We start from the raw sequence: 16939 nt of genomic DNA, 5'->3' as shown, positions 1-16939 counted from the left end.
GAATGACGATTCGGCTTTCCGGACAGGCCAAGTCCGACCTTGAAGAGATACGCACCTACACCGTCGAAACATGGGGCAGGGACCAATGGCTCGTCTATTACCGCCAGTTGGTCACCGCCTTCGAGCGGATCACTGGGGATCCCGACGCGGGCCGGGACAGGAGTCTCTTTGTCCCGGGGATGCGGTCCGTCAATTGCCAGCGACACGTGATCTTCTACAAGCGGCTCGATGCGGCGGATGGCGCGGCAGTCATCCTGCGCATCGTGCATCAGCGCCGCAACATGCCCGCACTCGTCTACTACGAGGATCTCGACGGCGGTTAAGCCCATGCGGTTGCTCAGTCCAATAGCTCGATCAGTTTTCCATAGTCTTCACTGACCTCGCGCGCCTCCTGAAACGCCCGTTGGCGCTCGGCATCAAGACAGCGGAAGTATTCCTGAATGTCGGCAATGTAGTCCTCGAAATCAGAACGCAGCAGATCGGCATAGGCACGAATGTCTTCTCGCGACTGAGGCAAGAACGGTCGTTCGGGAGGTACGCAATCTGCTGCCGCGGCTATCGGCATGCTTCCAAGCAGGAACGCGAACAGCAACGGTGCGTTGCGCGCAATAAACAACCGCAGGGCAAAACTCCTTTGCCGCCTTTAAGATTATCATTCTGTCGGCTATCACCGTTATCGGAGCAAGGCGAACTTCGTCAACACGTTATTATTGTCTTGCTATCATTAATGTTGTTTTGTATCGCTCACGGTGTTGCGACCCCGTGGGCCTGATACTGCACCCAGGCAGAACAAGGACCCAAGGGAAGGCCATGATAGAAGAAGCCCCGAATGTGGTTACAGAAGACGGACTGCGCGGCTTGCTCGCCGAGGGCTACCTCATTGAGGTGGTCTGCAAGGAGAGAGCAGAGAAGCGCCATAACAGCTGGTACGGCTCGTGGGTCATCCGCGCCGTCGCCACTGATGGGCGTGACGATAAGATGCTCGTCACCAGCCGAAGCGTCCTCAAGCTCCGCGACTTCAAAACCATCGTTGGCCTTGTCAGTTTCCTGGCCGACATGGGCTGTACGACCGCTAGCATCCCACTTGAAGAAGGTGGCCGCGAGCGCCACGCCGCGCCTCCGGTCAAAGGCAGCTGACCGCGCGACTGCGCTCGTCGTTGCTTTGGGTACAGGCGTTTGTTCCGCGCCCCCGGCCCTGGCCGACGGTTTCATCTTCTCGGTTGGTCCTGACGGCCAATTGATTTCCTCTTCTCAAGAGGCAAACGGGCGTCTTTTTCTCTTCGCAGAACCTCGCGTTCCTGACGCAACGAGCGAGACAGCGATCCCGGCTCGATCCGCCGCCCGCGCCACCCCAGAAATCCTCCATGCGATCGAGACCACGGCTCTGCGGTATGCCGGGCATGGTGCGCTGCGTCGCGCAGGGCTTTCCGTCACTGATTGGGCGCTCCTTTACCGGGCCAATATCGAAGTCGAGAGCGCATACAATCCGGCTGCACGTAGCCCTGTCGGGGCTATAGGCCTCGGGCAGCTTATGCCGGATACCGCCCGCGACCTCGGCGTGGACCCACATGACATTGCGCAAAACCTCGACGGATCAGCCCGCTACCTGCTGATGATGCTCGACCAGTTCGGCGAGGGCTCTCTGGCCCTTGCGGCGTACAACGCTGGCCCTGAGGCGGTCACACGCCACGGCGGCATTCCCCCTTTTCGCGAAACCCAAGGGCATGTGGCCCGTGTGACTGCCGTGTTTGAGCGGCTCAGAGGAGATCTTTCATGACATCGAGGAAACGTCAAAGCGTGCTCCGCACGCGGGCGATCACCGCGTTCGGCGCGATGGCCCTTATCGTGCTGGCAGGTCCAGCGCTCGCGCAGAGCATCGACCTCTCGCCGGTACAGACCCTGCTTCAAGGCATTGTCGATGCGATCACCGGTCCCTTGGGGATCGTGATTGGCACGCTCGCGCTGATCGGGGTGTTCCTTTCCTGGCTCTTTGGCATCCTCGACTTTCGTCAGGCGCTCTGGGTCGTGGTTGCAATCGCCGGCATCGCCGCAGCACCCACCATCGTCGCCGCCATCTGGACCACCTGAGCTCCATCCATGGCTGACCAGTCCCGCGTATTCATCGGTCTTCTCAGGCCACCCAAGCTGATGGGCTTGCCGATCATGTACGCCATGGTCTGGCTCTTCGGCTCGACGCTTCTGTTCCTCTGGGTGCAGAGCTGGGTGGTGGCTGTGTTCGCGGGGTTGGCCTGGCCGGCGCTCTGGAAGGCCGCGGACTGGGATCCGAACTTCCTCGATGTCCTGGTGATCACCCTGCAGGAAACCCCGCCCACGACGAACCGCAAGCTGCACGGAGGCGACAGCTATGCCCCGTGATGGAATTGCCGATGAGGTTGAGAACGCCATCGATCCGCTGACCGCGCTACCCGCATGGGTCAAGGGCGAGAAGCGGCTCTCAATGATGCTGCCCTATGTGAGCCTCGTGAACGACCGAACGATCCGGACACGCGGCAACGAACTGATGCAGTGCATCCGCCTCGAAGGGGTGAACAGCACCACGAGCGAGGACGGGCATCTCGACCGGATCGGAGCGTTGCTGGCTGGCATCGTGGCGCAAGTCGGGACCGAGTTCTCTTTCTACCTGCACAAGGTCTCGAAAGCGGTCGATGTGACCCTGCCGCCCGTTCCGGGCGAAGGGTTTGCGGCTGCCGTCGACGAACGATGGCACGCGCATCTCGGCCGCGCGGGTTTGCGCGACAAGACGCTGACCCTGACGGTGCTGAAGCGACCTGAGACCGGCAGCCGCTTGCCGTTCGGACTTGGGGCGTCTCGCTCGCGACATGCGGCCGACACCACCCGCCGCTTGCGCAAGCTCGACGAGGTTGTGGGGTTTCTGCTGTCCTCCTTCGATGAGCTGAAGCCTCGCCTGCTGGCTGCAAGCACCGGCGAGCTTCTGGGCTTCCTCGGTTCACTCAACACGGGCGAGGAGCACCCGCTCTTCCCCCTGTCGCGCCTAGGTGTGATTGCCGAGGACGTAGCCAATACGCGCGTCACCTTCCGCGGCACGACCATCGCACTCTCAGACGGTGCCGTCGGCGACAAGCTCGGGGCGATCTTTGCGGTGAAGAACTACCCGGCCAAGACGGACAGCCTGATGCTCGACGAGCTGAATCTGCCCGTCGACATGGTGGTCACGCACTCTTTTGTGCCGATCAACGCCAACATCATGGCGGGCCGGATCAAGCGGCAGCTGCGGCTTATGCAGGCCGCTAATGACGGAGCCGTCAGCCTCGCGCAGGAACTGGAACTCGCGCAGGACGATCTGGAATCCAAACGTCTGATATTTGGCGAGCACCACATGACCGTGGCCGTCTATGCCCGCACCCAGACGACGCTTGACGACATCGCGGCCGAAATCCGCAACATCTCCGCCACTTCCGGGATCAACCTGATCTCGGAAGCCTTCGGGGCGCGGGCGCATTTCATGGCGCAACATCCCGGCAATACCGGGGCGCGCAGCCGCAAGGCAGCGATCACGAACCACAACTTCGCCGATCTCGCCACCTTTCACCGCACACCGCTTGGCAAGACTGGTAGGGAAGTGCCGTGGGGCGTGCCGATCACACTCTTCCCGACGCCCGAGCGCAGCGGTTTTCGCTTCAACTTCCACGAACAGGGCGCGCCGGATCGCGAGCCCACGGGAGGCCACACGCTGATCCTCGGCCGTCCCGGCTCTGGCAAATCCGTCCTGGCGGCTTTCCTGATGACCATGGCACGGCGGGCAGGTGCGCGGGTCTTCGTATTCGACTATCGCGCGGGCATGGAGATGGCCGTCCGCGCGCTCGGCGGCAGCTATTCGACCGTGCGGGCGGGGCGCCCCACGGGCCTCAATCCGCTCCAGACCGAGATCGACGTGCGGGGCCAGGCATGGCTTGCTGATTGGCTCGCGAGCCTCTTGGAGCGGCGCGATCGACCGCTAACCCCGGTTCAGACCAACCGATTGCAGGAAGTCGTGCGCCAGAACGCGAGCGCAGGACATGCGGGCCTACGAAACTGGTCGGATTTTGCCTCGCTGCTGGTCTCGACCGATGACGAGGGCGATCTCTTCGAGCGTATGCAGGAATGGACGGCCGATGGTCGCTACGGCTGGATCTTCGGGGCCAATGCCGAGGACAGTTTCAGCATCGATGGAGACGTCGCGGGCTTTGACCTCACCGGCATCCTCGATTCCGAGAGCGAGCGGGAACGCATGGCGGTCCTGTCCTACCTCTTCCGCCGGGTCGAGCGGGTGATCGAGGACCGCAAGCCCACCATCATCGTCATCGACGAGGCATGGAAAGCCCTCGACAACGCCTACTTTGCGGAGCGACTCAGCAACTGGCTGGTGACCGCCCGCAAACAGAACGCCGTCGTCGTGATGATGACGCAATATGCCAGCCAGCTCGAGCGCACGCGCACCGGCAAGACCATCGTGGAAGCGGTGCCGACGCAGGTGCTCTTGCCCAACATTCGTGCTTCCGCCGCTGACTACGCGATGCTCGGCCTGACCGAGAAAGAGCTCGACGTGCTTCTGGGCGTCGGCTCGGCCTCGCGGCTCGCGCTTGTACGCGACGACCGTGGTTCCGTCGTGATCGATGCCGATCTCAGCGCGCTTGGCCCGCTCGTGACCATCCTTGGCGGAATGGAGAAGGGCGAAGCGCTTGTCGGCGCCGATTATCGCGAACGTCCTGATTTCTGGAGAGTGACATGACCTGTACCATCATTCGCGGCGTCGTGCTGCTCGGGCTCGGCCTGACCCTGACAGCCTGTGCGCAGCATAACCCCCCGCAAGCCAACTGCTTCAATTTTCGCGAGGCTCCTGCGCAGGCAGGAACCGCCACCGCCACGATCTCGACCATGGGGGCGGAGGTTACGCGCCGCGACACGGCCTGCGATTTCGTCCTATTGGGGGCGGGCGGCTGAGCCAATGCGGACCTGGCTTCCTCTATCGATGATCGGCTTTGCACTGGCAGGTCCCACGGCGGGGCCAGCGGTCGCCCAAGGCGTGCCGACCTTCGATCTGCGCCTCTTCGCAGAGCGGCAGGCCATCCTTGAGCAGACCGATCGGGACCTGGCACTGCAGCAGGACCGGCTAAGCCGCGAGGAGGAACTGGCCGAAATCGAGCGCCAGCAACTCGCCTCCCTCGAAGGGCTGATGGATGCCATGTCGCTTGGCGCTGGAGACGTGGCCGGAACCGTGGCGGGGCTCGAGGCGGGGCAGGGGGCGATTGACGACGTCGAAAGCGCGGCCGCCAGTCTTTATGCGCCCGAGGACACCAATCCAGCGGCAGCGCGGATGTTCGGCGATGCCAGGGAGGGGATCGAGGAGCTGATCATCCGCGCAGCACGCGACACCCATAGTCTGTCCGGGGTCGGCCGCGCAGGTCTTACGCTCCTGCAATGGCGCTGTCTCTTGCAGGCGCTGATCTGGCAGGAAAGCCGTTTCCAGATCGGGGCACGCTCACCCGTGGGGGCCTTCGGACTTACCCAGATCATGCCCGGTACCGCGGGCGATCTCGGGATCTACCCGGCCTACTACGACGACCCCTATCTGCAGGTCACCGGCGGTGCGCGATACCTCGCACAAATGCTGAACATGTTCGATGGCAACATTATCCATGCGCTCGCCGCCTATAACGCCGGGCCGGGCAATGTGCAGGATTATGGCGGTGTGCCACCCTTCGCGGAAACCCAGCATTATGTCGTGGTGATCCCGCAGCAGTACAACAGCTACCTCGCGGCCGTAGGCGGCATCGACGCGCTCGGCACCATCAACCCTGTGCTCCTCGCCAACGCGAGTTTCAGCCTCTCGGCCCACGGCGCAGGGGTCTATGGCGACTATTCGCTGGTCTCGGTCCGTGCCGCCGCCCTGCGGGTTCAGGACATCATCACCCGCATTGGTGAGACCGAGGATCTCCACGAGGCCATCGCGCTCAACACCTATGCCCGGGCCGAACTGGCCCGGCTGGTCGCAATCCGGACCCGGATCAAGGCCGCCCGAACCGAGCCACTCAGCGCCGAACAGATCGCCTTGGCGGCAGCGCAAGCTGCCGAGCGGCAATACATGGATTTTAGTCAGGAGGATTTGCGTTGAACCTGCGCCTGCCCCGTTCCCTTTTCGCCGGTAGCATCGCTCTCGCGCTTGCCCTCAATGTCACCGGACCTGTCGCGGCACAGGGTGTGCCCACGGTGGACACTCAGAACATTGCTCAGGAAATCCGCCAGCTTCAACAGATGCTGCAGGATTTCGGGATCCAGACGGATCTTCTGGACAATGCGTTGCAGCAACTGGACATGCTGCAAAGCCAACTCGATCAGCTGAACGAGATGTATGCCTCGCTCACCGGGCCGCGCAGCATCCTCGGGCTTGCCATGGGCGGGGACCTCGACACCTTGCTTGAGGCCAACTTCGAAGACATCCCCGGCCTGATCCGAGGCATCCAGGCGGGCGATTGGAGCGCGCTCATCGGGCCCAATGCCGGGCCCATGCGCACGCAGATGGAACAGGCGCTGGCAAGTGCAGGGTTCGACGAAGATTCTCTCCGCGAGATCGCCACCAGCGGCAATCCGGGAGCTGAAGGCGTGGCCACCCGGGCAACCACTGGTGCTGTGATGTCGGCAGCGGCGCAGAACAGCCACGCAGAGGCGGAACAGTCGCTCGAACGGGTGGAACGTCTGGTCGAGATGATCCCGGACATGGAAGATCTCAAAGCCTCGATGGATCATAACACACGCGTCACGGCGGAACTTGCCATCGCCATGACCCGGATGTGGGAGCTGGAAGCGATCCAAACCCTCGGCGCAGGCAATGCAGGCGTGGTCGACGCCGCCACCGTTGCCGAAGAACGCCGCTACATGGACTTCACCTTGCCGGATCTTGAGCCATGAGTGGGGCAGGGGTGATGAGTGCGCGCGAACTCGTGGAAGAGGAACTTGTCTACGGTGCCCTGCGCCGGGAACAGCTTTGGCGGATGATCGGCATTTCCGGGGCCGGCTTTGGCGTATTCGGCTGTTTGACGGCTGCGGCTGTCGCTCTGATGGTCGAGACGCCGCCTCCCGTGGTTGTGCCCTACGATCCGGCGACCGGGATGGCGCTCCCCAATGCCATGGTTGAAACCGTGTCGCTCGCCGAACGGCCTGCCGTGATCGAAGCGCAAATCTACCGCTACATTCTCGACCGCGAGACCTACAACCAGCTCGACAACGATCTTCGTGTCCGCCGTGTCCTCGCACAGTCTTCCGGATCGGCCGAGGCCAACATGCGCGCGATGTGGACATCGGGGCAGGACAGCTATCCGCCGACGCGTTACGGGGCTGCGGCCGAGATGGCCGTTGAGATCGCATCGATCACCCTTATTGGCGATAACCGCGCCCAGGTGCGGCTCAGAAAGCGCCTGACAAGCCCGCAAGGGGTACAGGATGGATCGTTCACTGCCACGTTGATGTTCGAATTCCGGCCCGAGCGGACCCGCGCGATCGACGATGTCTGGCAAAACCCTTTCGGCTTCACTGTTACCCAATATGCCATCCGATCGGACCGTTCCGAATGACTCGCACTCCAATCTCTACGCTGTTAGCCGCCAGCATTCTCGCGTTCGCGGGAACAACTGCCTTGGCCGAGACCACCCCCCGCCCAGGCTCGCACGACAATCGCGTGCGCGTGGCGACCTGGACTGAGGGCCAGGTTTACCGTGTCGTCACGACTCTGACCCGTGTCACCACAGTCGAATTCGGTGAGGGCGAAACCATCCGCTCGATCATCGCCGGCGATACGGTCGGGTTTCAATTCGACGGTGTCCCGGGTGGCCGTGCCTTCGCCATCAAACCGACAGCATCTGGCGTCGCCACCAACATCACCGTCTACACCAACCGCCGCTCCTACTACTTCCATGTCGTCGAAGCCCGGGAGACGCCGCATTATGTCGTGCAGTTCCGCTATCCTGAAAACCGCGTGCAACCCACCAGGGCGGTTGCGGCCGATGCGCCGAACGCAAATTATGCGGTCAGCGCCCGAGAAGAGTTCACGCCGACGGCCATCTGGGATGATGGTACCTTCACGTATTTCCGGTTTGCACGGAACGCGCCGGTGCCCGCCATCTTCCGATATTCGAACGGAAGGGAACGCGCGGTGAACAGCCACACCTCTAGTGACGGCGTCATCCGCGTGTCTGGCGTCAACCGACAATGGGTCCTTCGCCTTGGCGAAGATGTGGTTTGCGTCCAGAACGCAGGGCAGGCCACATCATGACCGAAGGTACGGAAGACCTCGCCGCGCGCCTCGCGGCTCTCGAAGGTTCGACAGGCAAAGCGAAGGCAAACAAGCGACCTGCACCGCTTGCCGCGATCCTTGGAGTCGTCGGCATCGCGGCAGTAGGTGGTCTGGCGTGGGCTGCCCTACAGCCGTCGGCAGAAGCACCAATGGCGACAGCCGCGCCGGAAGAGTTCCAGAGCAGCGGCCCCGGATTCGGAGATCTGGCGCCGATTTCTGCCCCGGAGCCCAGCCAAGCCCCGCCTGCGGACACAGGTCCGAGCGAGTCGGAACTCGCGCTGATGGAAAGTCTTGCGACATTGAGAGCGGAACTCGAGGAACTGCGCGCAAGACCGGCCGAGGCCGCGGACAGCGGGGCGGAGCAGGCTATTGCGGACCTGACGGCGCAAATTGCCACCCTACAGGAAGCATCCGCCGAGGCGCAGCGTGCCCTCGAGCGGCAGCTGACCGAGCGGGATCGCGAATTGGATCAGCTCCGCATGGACTTGGAACTTGCTCGGCTTGCACCACCAGAGCCGACCTCATTGGGACCAAGTGAAGAAGAATTGCGGCTGGCCGAACTCGAAAGGCGGCGCGCTGCTGAAGCTGAGGCCCGCGCAGAGCGTATAGCGTCTCCTATGATCGCGTTCTCCGGGATGGGCGCGGATGCGGACAGGGAGAATACGCTGGAAGCCGCACGTCTGAATGCAGATGAAGCCTTTGTTCGTTCGGGCGCACAACCTGCGCAGGTGACACGTGCCGAAGTGATCGCGAACCCATCGAACACGGTTGTTCAGGGCACCATGATTCAGGCTGTGACAGAGACGGCCCTCGACAGCACACTGCCCGGCGCGATCCGCGCCATCGTCTCGGAAGACGTCCATTCTTTCGATGGAACGCGTATCCTGATTCCGCGCGGCGCGCGGCTGATCGGGCGCTACCGCTCCGATGTCGCACTCGCCCAATCGCGCGTCATGGTGGCATGGGACCGGATCATCTTGCCCGATAATCAGACCGTGCAGATCAGCGCCTTCGGTGGAGACGAACTCGGCCGTACTGGCACCACCGGGTTTGTCGACACCCGTTTCGCGCAACGCTTCGGCTCCGCCGCGCTGATCTCCTTGATCGGCGCCCTGCCTGCGGCTGCAGCGGGCCAAATCGACAGCGAGGCGGCGGCCGATGTTGCAAGCGATGTCGGCACGGACCTGCGCGATAGTACGCAAAGCGTGATGCAGGACTATCTGGTGATCCGGCCCGTGATACATGTCGATCAGGGTACACGGATCACGGTCATGGTTGATCGTGACCTCGAGATTTTCTGACATGGCTGCAAGTTATCTGGAAGCGTCGCTCGACCGTTTCGGCCCCGAGGTCCTGCGCGACGACACGATCGAGATCTGCATCAATCCCGACGGACAAGTCTGGGGCGAATTCCAGGGCGATCACTTCATGCGAGGTCTCGGCAGCCCGCTGAGCCAGACCGAGATCAAGGACCTCGGCAACCAGATCGCCTCAGCAGCCTCGACCACGCTCAGCACCAAGAAGCCCATCGTCTCTGTCTCGATCCTGTATCGAGATCGCCCGATCCGTGCGCAGGTGATCCAGCCGCCGGCAGTCGAGGGCGGTTTCTCGATTTCTCTTAGGTTCTTTTCCTCCCTGCCGCTTGAGAAGATCAAACTCGGATTCCTTTTCGGCAAGGAGCGCAGCCTCGAAGGCCTGCGCCGCGAACGTAACGCCGCGCTGCGCGATGTGGTGACATCCGGCGACATCAACGCCGCCCTGCACTTCTGCGTCGAGAACAAGCTCAACATGATCGTCTCGGGCGGCACATCGACCGGAAAGACGGTCGCGGCGCGCAAGATCCTTTCGCTGATCCCGCCCGAAGAGCGGATCATCACCATCGAGGAGGCGGCCGAGCTGCGCCCCGAGCAGCCCAATGTAGTGACGTTGATCGCTGACCGGGACACGGATGCCCGCAGTGCCGATGTGCTCTTGGCCTCAACGCTTCGCATGCGACCCGACCGGATCGTCCTGGGTGAAGTCCGCGGGCGCGAGGCGATGACGTTTCTCGAGGCAATCAACACCGGCCACGGTGGATCGCTGACCACGCTGCATGCCGAGACCCCACAACTTGCCGTTCGTCGCCTCGCCATCGCCGCCCTGAAAACCGATGTGCCAATGACCTATGCCGACATGATCGATTATATTGAGGGCTCGATCGACGTGATCATTCAGGCAGGCCGCCATGAAGGCGCGCGCGGAATCACCGAGTTCTTCCTCCCCGGACAAACAACAGATTCGAACCTCGACACGGTCGACGGCAGAGGCAACAAGAGCCCCTCCGTCGCCGCTGAGTAGAAAGGAACACCCCAGATGCGAAAACCAATTCTCGCACTCATGCTTGCCGCCTTGGCGGGCCCCCTTGTGGCGCAGACTTCGCCTCAGGTCTCAAGCGATCTCACGGTCGATATGTCGCCTCAACAGTACCGGATCTGCAACGATCGTCCGGCGCGCCCGACCTGGATGGACGAAATCAATCCGCGTGAAGCCTACAAGGCGCTGACGTTGATGGACCTTTATGAACTTCGGGCATGGGAACAGATTGTCGAGACAGGCAACTGTGCTTGCGATGTCCGCTTCCCGTCCTGGGAAGATGCCTCTGAGGAATTCGATGAAAAGTACCTTCTGGACTCGGCTGCGGAACACACAACCGCGCAGCGGGACATCAGAAGGCAGCGGAATGATCTACGGTTGGCAGTTCAGGAAATCTGCGAAGCTCAGGGCAACTGGTAATGGGCGTCGTCAGCTGGATGGTCGGAACCGCAGACGCGTTCCTTGTCGATGCGGCCGAGTCCCAGTTCGGGGCAGTGGCAAGCAATACCGGCACGATCGTCCTGCTGATGGTTACCCTCTCTCTGATTGGCGTCTGCATCAACATGGCATTCCAGTTCCGCAGCATGGATGGGGCCAGCTTCTTCTGGTATCTCATCAAGCTGACACTGATAGGCCTCTTCGCCTTCAACTGGGCCAATTTCAACGCGGTATCCAACGCTGTGATCGGGGGCCTCGACTATGTGGCGGGCGCGCTGGTGTCGTCCGTTGGCGGGGGTGGCGCAGGCGCAACCCATTTCGCAGGAGAGTTCGACAACCTGATCGAGCGCTTCGCGACATATCTGAACGCGATCGGCAGCAATCTGAACTGGATGACAGGCGCGATCCTGGGTGGGATCGGCCTGGTGCTCCTCAGCCTCCTTGGCTTCATGACCGGGATCGTCCTCATCTTCGCCAAGATGATGCTGACCCTGATGCTGGGCCTCGCACCGATCATGATCGCGCTGTCGCTCTTCGATGCAACCAAGGATTTCTTCCACAGATGGGTCTCGACGACAGTCAGCTATGCCTTCTACCCCATCGTAATCGCAGCAATGTTCTCTACCGTCGTCGGCATGGCGAATTCGCTGCTAGCCCAGCTCGGTGATCCGAACTCGGCAACCAACATCGGATCGCTCGTGCCGTTCTTCGTCATGGTTTTCCTGGCCAAAGGATTTGTAGCAGCAACACCCCTGATCGTTCGCGGCATCTCGGGAAACCTAATGGTGGCGGCGCCACCGGCGATCGTCAGCGGGTCCGCAGGGGTACTGCGAGGGCTGGCTAACACATCTGGTGTCCAGGGCAGGGCGCGGATAGGGGCGCTCACGACGGGTGAGGCGATTGGACGTGGAACTGTACACGCTCCTGCTGCGGTAAAGAGCGCCGCGGCGACGGCGAGCGCGCAGGTGGTCAGGATGGCCGAGAGGGCAAAGCGATTGGGAAGATAAGCATAGAGAGAATTGCTCTAGTTCTGTGCTTTGCGACGGCTATTCCCAGTCATCGTTTTCACCTCCAAAGTCGAAGTGATTTCGTGCGACAACTTTCGCCTGGATCGCCTTCATTCCCCATTTCCCACGCTTCTTATCGAAACTTGCAACGGCCACGCCTTCCACTAGATCGCCCGCCTGTACCCCTTCAGCAGTGATGATGTGAGGAGGAATGAAGATATCCCCACGTGTGAACCCCAACCCGCTCGGCGTCACGTTCGTTGCCTCGCGGAATGGGCGACAGACATCAGGAGAAGGTGATTGTTCGGTGGGTTCAATTTCGAGAATACGCGTGCGAAGGCCGTTCTTCGAAAAGTGCTGGGAAAGACGAACCGCGACGGTGGTTCCAATCTCCACCTGCCCCGGGCAAAGTGAGATTGGGCAAGTTCCATCCACGCCGCGTGCTACGATGACGTGAAGCAGAGACTTTCCATGGTTGATGTGGTCGATGACACCAACCCGAAAGGGCATGATGTCCATGGGTGTGCCGTCTTCCCGGCGGCTGATCCGGTGAATTATTGTGCGCTTTGGTTCGGCCTTTGATGTCTCTAATTGCAACTTGATCGGCGTTCCTTCGGCCAACCTGCGGATGTCCGGATGACTGTCGGGCAGGCTCAGCTCGAGTGCGAACGGATTCCCCTTCACATAGATTCTGCGGCGCCTTCGAGGCTTCTGACCATCTCGCCCCTCGATAGTGAAAACGTCCCCGAGGCACGCATCGGTCCACGGGAGGTGTGAGAAAAGCAAAGCTTCCGCCGCATCGCTCAGGCTGCCATAGAAGGCGCGATCAGTCGTGTTTGGCGTCACCGCAGAAAGTCTTTCAACAAGACTCTGTGCTTCGCGGGGTATCGCGTATCCGGCGCGGGCGCGGTGTGCAATCATTCGCTCTGCCTCGAAGCGGGCTTCGGCAGGGTGGCTTTCTTCCAACAGAGCGGCGAACTTGAGGCGGACCTTCCCTACGAAGTTATCGTCCTGTGAACAGCTCAGGGCCTTGGCATAGCACGAGCGCCGCAGATCGATATCGTTTGGCACCAGGTCACCGATCAGTTCCCAAGCCCAATACTCAGAAGCCTTCTCGCGCGCAAATTCGACGGCCAGCTTGAGCGCTTCATCAATACGCCCAATACCCCGCAGTAGTTTCGTGAGATTGAACTTGAGCCAGATGTTATCCGGGAAGCGTTTCATCGCGGCCTGCACATGCGGCAAAATGAATTGGCAGTCATCCACGCGATCGCTCTGGGCTGCCTCGGCCGACGCGGCCTGGATCACCTGCTCGACGAGGGACGGGTAGGTCTTTCCGTCCTTTCCCGTCTGCCGGTCGAAGTCCTCGTCGTTGAACTGATCCGGGTTCCAGAGGCGAAGAAAAGGAAGAAGCTTGAGCTGTTCGCCCTTTGTCAGGCGCAACGCTTGCCGCAGCATGAGGCTGTGCAGAAGGTCGGGGCCGCCAATCGCTAGCTTCAGATAGGTGTTCAGGTTCCTCTTCACGCGCTGAACAACTGGCGGAGACAGTTTCTCGTCCTGCGTCTGTTCGAGTTCGACTTTGATTAGGCGGTAGAGTTCCCACCCCCACGCCTTCCGATCCTCTGGTGCCAGGTTTCCGTTCGCATCAAGGTCGGCGTAGATCCTTGCGGCCTCCTCGTGCTTTCCCTGCTTGCTCAGAATGCGAGCTGACTGCATGGCACGGCGGTCGGGGTCCGCGAGGTCCAGAGCCTTCGCGCGATGCTCCGCCAGCATTGCGTCTGAGGCCGGGACTTCGAAGCGCCGCAACTGGTCCAGATAGTCGGACAGCGCCTTGTGATTACCATCGGCTGAATGTTGTTTCACGAGCGCAATCAAACACCATGCATAGGCGGCGCGGTCGTAGTCATCGGCCTCGGAATCAGCGATGCGCTCCAGTGAGAGAGCATGTGCAGCAGCAAGCTGGCCACCTTTCCTAAGTTCGGTGACCTCTTTGGAGCGATGGTTCCAAGCGGCACCTGAGCGATTTACCCTCCGAGTTGCAATGGTGAACCTCATGGGTGAACCTCAACAGTGATAACTGTTCTCACGTCATCCTGCAGGTCAACGAGTGATGCTGTCGGGTTAGGAGCTGGATTGATTGGCATGAACCGTGTCAGCTGGTTCCTGCCATTGTAGAAGATGTCGACTGTCACCGAATCCGGGCCGCGCGCAAGAACGTAGCGCTGGCTCCATTGCTGCTCCTTGAAGTTGGCGACCGTGATGCCCTTCTTCGACAGCGCAGCAATCAACCGGTCATGGAAATCCCGCAGGAACGGGCGGTCAGGCGCGCCCACGCTGGCCGAGCTCGAACTGCTGGTTCCTGGTTTCTGGCCCGACAATCCAGCGATGCGAGCTATGATTTCCTCCGCGAAGCCGTCAGGCCTCGGGCAGGTCACGCTAGAGACACTCCAGTTTCCCTTGTAGCCAATGTCGATCCGAACAGCGTCAGCACCTCGCTTGAAGAAATACGCCTCTCGATACTGGTGGTGAGCGACGTCCTCGATCTCGACCCCAGTGTCGGCCAGCCTGTTGCGGATTTCCGTTTGAAGCCAGGTGCGGAACAGGGATTGCGGCGACAAAGCCGGGGCGGGGGCCCCTCCATCTGGTTCAGGGGCCATCGTTCGCTGGTCGGGAGGGCCGGTCTCCGGGCTTTGTGGGCCGGGTTCTGTGGTAGACGGCGTAACCCATCCGGTTCCCGCCGCTTTCAGCCTGATCTCCGGCGGATCGACAAGATACAGCTTGCTGCTGGTCCGGGTCAGGGCCGTGTAGAGCCAGCGAAAATAGTCCGATGACCGCGGGTTCTGCCGGGTTGCGCAACTGACGATCACATGGCTCCACTCGCCGCCCTGCGCCTTGTGGCAGGTAATGGCATAGCCAAACCTGAGGCGAAGAGCGTTGAAATACGGATCCGAACGCAGGGCCAACTGGAATGCATCACGATCTTTGTTCCGGTCGATATGCTTGTGGCGCTTGAGGAAATCGACGTAGAGGGCGCGCTGCTGCGCAGATGCCAAGCTAGCATCGTCGCCGTGCAGAAAATCGTCGAGTATCTTTGCCTTCAGGATGAGATCGTCACCTTCCGATTGCGGCAGCGCAACCATGACGTCTCGAAAATTCAGCGCGACATTAATGGGTTCCGATACGTCGCTATTGCCGATCTTCTGAAGCAACTGCACAGACCGTCGCTCGACCGTCGCTTCAGCCGCGTCGATCTGCAGGATTTCACCATTGGCGACGTAATGAGGACCGCAAAAGCCATTGGCCGCAACGATCACGCTGTCACCGGCCGCCACTGTCGCCTTGCCCGGAAACAGTACTGCCCGGATCGCGCGGTTGAAATTGGCGGCTTCGGTATTCGAGTGGGTAACGATGATCGGCGCCTGGGGGCCGCGTCCTTCGCGGATCTTCATATAGAGAGGGGTGACACTGTCCTTGGGCAGTTGGATGACGTCATCGTCAAAAGAGAAAGTCAGGCTGCTGAAGCGTCCACTGGTGACGCCTTCGCGCAGGGGCATGACATTGCGGATTACCGCGCTTTCAGCTTTCTGGCGGACGATTTCAGTCAACTCGTAGCTGGTTGCATCAAGCCCGAAAGTCTCACGCAGGTAATCCGCGTCCAGGGCAGGAGAGGTCGACATGCCGACCGGAGGCAGCTGCGCAGGATCGCCGATGAAGATGATCTTTCGGGCGTTGCCTGAATGCGTTGAACCCACGTGCTCGATCAGATCCCGCAACAGATGTCCGCTGCCAGACCGGAAGAATTCACTTTCGGAATACACGTTCGATACGAGCGACGCCTCGTCGATGATGGCAACGGCATCGACCGGGTCATCATTGTTCCGGACCTTGGCAATCATCTTGAAGGTGGCCGACCCATCGCCGTAATCTTCGGTCTGCTCGGTCATCTCGCTATAGTCGTAGATCAGGCTGTGGATCGTTCGCGCTGACTGCCCAGTTTTCTTTGTGATGACTTTGGCTGCCCGCCCTGTCGGGGCCGCAAGCGAGAACATCCTCCCTTGGGCAAGCAAGAACTCGGTCAGACCACCCGCAAGGAAGGTTTTCCCCGTTCCCGCATAGCCTTTCAGCAGAAACACCCGCTGGGTGTCGTCTGCGAGGAATCCATCGAGCGCCGAAATGCCCCTCTGCTGGTCGGCCGTGAGCTCCTCTTCGAACATGTCCCGCAACGAGATCCGCGTCTGCGGTGGCCTGACCAGGGTCTCTAGGCCAGCGTCGCGGTTTTGGACAATGTTCTCCCTCGCGTCGGCTGGGCACATGTCCTGCGAGGTCTCATGACATGCTGACGGCGTTATGGACGCGGCACGTCCCCGCGCTTGCCAGTCGATATCCGGGCGCATTTCAAGGCAGAACCAAGCGGTCAGCGAGAGGGCGTCATCGAGCAGATCGCGGGCTTCAGCCACCGATACAGGACGCTTTCCGTGTGCGGCGATGTTTCCGAGTTTCCGGATAGTGTGCAAAAGCCCCAGAATCCGCCGATCCAGAAGATCATTATGCTGAAGCAGTTGCAGGCGGTCGAACTGCTTCTCTTCATCGTTCAATTGCAAACCATGGTGGCGAAAAAGGTGGCAAACCAATGCCTCCGAAAAGCTGCGTAGGCGGATGGTCGAAAAATCAGGGAGCTTGTCGGCATTCTGCTCTGCTTCGGTTGCCAGGGTATGCAGGTCCGGCCAGAGAGGCAGCAACACGCCAAAGCGCTCTGGATTTCCCGTCATATCCATGGTGTCCCCCTTTACTGGCAAACGGCATCTCTTGCGGAAATAGTCTCCAGGCTTCTGCG

General features: G+C 61.0%; 18 protein-coding genes. 15 read left to right on the top strand and 3 right to left on the bottom strand.

Translation table 11 applies throughout. The features are described from left to right. The first annotated feature begins 2 nt into the window (after positions 1 to 2). Entirely contained in the window at positions 3 to 323 is a 321-nt protein-coding gene (locus ACSSV4_RS15280) for a type II toxin-antitoxin system RelE/ParE family toxin (protein ID WP_017468227.1), read from the top strand. Positions 324 to 337: 14 nt separating this feature from the next. Here the strand turns inward: ACSSV4_RS15280 and ACSSV4_RS15275 are convergent, their stop codons facing one another. After that, a complete protein-coding gene (locus tag ACSSV4_RS15275; protein WP_057821041.1) occupies positions 338 to 565 on the bottom strand; it encodes a hypothetical protein in 228 nt (75 codons plus the stop codon). A 245-nt stretch (positions 566 to 810) separates the two neighbouring features. Here ACSSV4_RS15275 and ACSSV4_RS15270 point away from each other — a divergent pair, with 245 nt between their 5' ends. Genes ACSSV4_RS15270 through ACSSV4_RS15205 form a run of 14 tightly spaced genes read left to right on the top strand, consistent with a single transcriptional unit; the run spans position 811 to position 12105 of the window. Then, positions 811 to 1137, top strand: coding sequence for a hypothetical protein (locus tag ACSSV4_RS15270; protein WP_010138156.1), 327 nt, complete (start codon positions 811 to 813; stop codon positions 1135 to 1137). Continuing rightward, entirely contained in the window at positions 1094 to 1777 is a 684-nt protein-coding gene (locus ACSSV4_RS15265) for a lytic transglycosylase domain-containing protein (protein WP_043872336.1), read from the top strand. The genes ACSSV4_RS15270 and ACSSV4_RS15265 overlap by 44 nt, the downstream gene beginning before the upstream one ends. After that, positions 1774 to 2088 (top strand): TrbC/VirB2 family protein, encoded by a 315-nt coding sequence (locus ACSSV4_RS15260; protein ID WP_009574150.1) that lies wholly within the window; start codon positions 1774 to 1776, stop codon positions 2086 to 2088. Before ACSSV4_RS15265 ends, ACSSV4_RS15260 begins: the two co-directional genes overlap by 4 nt. Before the next feature lie 9 nt (positions 2089 to 2097). After that, a complete protein-coding gene (locus ACSSV4_RS15255; protein ID WP_009574151.1) occupies positions 2098 to 2376 on the top strand; it encodes a type IV secretion system protein VirB3 in 279 nt (92 codons plus the stop codon). Continuing rightward, positions 2366 to 4750, top strand: a complete 2385-nt coding sequence (locus ACSSV4_RS15250) for a VirB4 family type IV secretion/conjugal transfer ATPase (protein ID WP_454275988.1) — start codon at positions 2366 to 2368, stop codon at positions 4748 to 4750. Before ACSSV4_RS15255 ends, ACSSV4_RS15250 begins: the two co-directional genes overlap by 11 nt. Continuing rightward, positions 4747 to 4962, top strand: coding sequence for a hypothetical protein (locus tag ACSSV4_RS15245; protein WP_437161050.1), 216 nt, complete (start codon positions 4747 to 4749; stop codon positions 4960 to 4962). The genes ACSSV4_RS15250 and ACSSV4_RS15245 overlap by 4 nt, the downstream gene beginning before the upstream one ends. Before the next feature lie 4 nt (positions 4963 to 4966). Continuing rightward, on the top strand, positions 4967 to 6133 hold the full coding sequence (locus tag ACSSV4_RS15240; protein WP_454275987.1) for a lytic transglycosylase domain-containing protein: 1167 nt from the start codon (positions 4967 to 4969) through the stop codon (positions 6131 to 6133). Continuing rightward, positions 6130 to 6927: a type IV secretion system protein gene (locus tag ACSSV4_RS15235; protein WP_437161048.1), complete on the top strand. Its 798-nt coding sequence runs from the start codon at positions 6130 to 6132 to the stop codon at positions 6925 to 6927. Before ACSSV4_RS15240 ends, ACSSV4_RS15235 begins: the two co-directional genes overlap by 4 nt. A gap of 14 nt (positions 6928 to 6941) precedes the next feature. Continuing rightward, positions 6942 to 7589 carry a virB8 family protein gene (locus ACSSV4_RS15230; protein ID WP_454275986.1) on the top strand — a complete coding sequence of 216 codons (648 nt, stop codon included), beginning with the start codon at positions 6942 to 6944 and terminating at the stop codon, positions 7587 to 7589. After that, complete coding sequence (locus tag ACSSV4_RS15225; protein ID WP_454275985.1) at positions 7586 to 8287, top strand: TrbG/VirB9 family P-type conjugative transfer protein; 702 nt, start codon at positions 7586 to 7588, stop codon at positions 8285 to 8287. Before ACSSV4_RS15230 ends, ACSSV4_RS15225 begins: the two co-directional genes overlap by 4 nt. Beyond that, the gene (locus ACSSV4_RS15220; RefSeq protein ID WP_454275984.1) at positions 8284 to 9609 is read left to right on the top strand and encodes a TrbI/VirB10 family protein; all 1326 of its coding nucleotides are present in this window, start codon (positions 8284 to 8286) and stop codon (positions 9607 to 9609) included. The genes ACSSV4_RS15225 and ACSSV4_RS15220 overlap by 4 nt, the downstream gene beginning before the upstream one ends. A 1-nt stretch (position 9610) precedes the next feature. Further along, the gene (locus ACSSV4_RS15215; RefSeq protein ID WP_454275983.1) at positions 9611 to 10645 is read left to right on the top strand and encodes an ATPase, T2SS/T4P/T4SS family; all 1035 of its coding nucleotides are present in this window, start codon (positions 9611 to 9613) and stop codon (positions 10643 to 10645) included. Positions 10646 to 10660: 15 nt separating this feature from the next. After that, on the top strand, positions 10661 to 11080 hold the full coding sequence (locus ACSSV4_RS15210; RefSeq protein WP_090062948.1) for a hypothetical protein: 420 nt from the start codon (positions 10661 to 10663) through the stop codon (positions 11078 to 11080). After that, on the top strand, positions 11080 to 12105 hold the full coding sequence (locus ACSSV4_RS15205) for a type IV secretion system protein (protein ID WP_454275982.1): 1026 nt from the start codon (positions 11080 to 11082) through the stop codon (positions 12103 to 12105). Before ACSSV4_RS15210 ends, ACSSV4_RS15205 begins: the two co-directional genes overlap by 1 nt. Before the next feature lie 39 nt (positions 12106 to 12144). On the opposite strand, the gene ACSSV4_RS15200 is transcribed toward ACSSV4_RS15205, so the two are convergent. Together ACSSV4_RS15200 and ACSSV4_RS15195 are read right to left on the bottom strand one after the other, a co-directional pair. Next, positions 12145 to 14160 carry a DUF7017 domain-containing protein gene (locus ACSSV4_RS15200; protein ID WP_454275981.1) on the bottom strand — a complete coding sequence of 672 codons (2016 nt, stop codon included), beginning with the start codon at positions 14158 to 14160 and terminating at the stop codon, positions 12145 to 12147. Beyond that, complete coding sequence (locus ACSSV4_RS15195) at positions 14157 to 16880, bottom strand: AAA family ATPase (protein ID WP_454275980.1); 2724 nt, start codon at positions 16878 to 16880, stop codon at positions 14157 to 14159. Before ACSSV4_RS15195 ends, ACSSV4_RS15200 begins: the two co-directional genes overlap by 4 nt. Positions 16881 to 16939: the final 59 nt, after the last annotated feature.

The sequence above is a fragment of the Roseovarius sp. MBR-154 genome, assembly GCF_053628595.1.
Note: the sequence above shows the minus strand (reverse complement) of the source record. Positions and strands in the feature narration are given on the sequence as shown.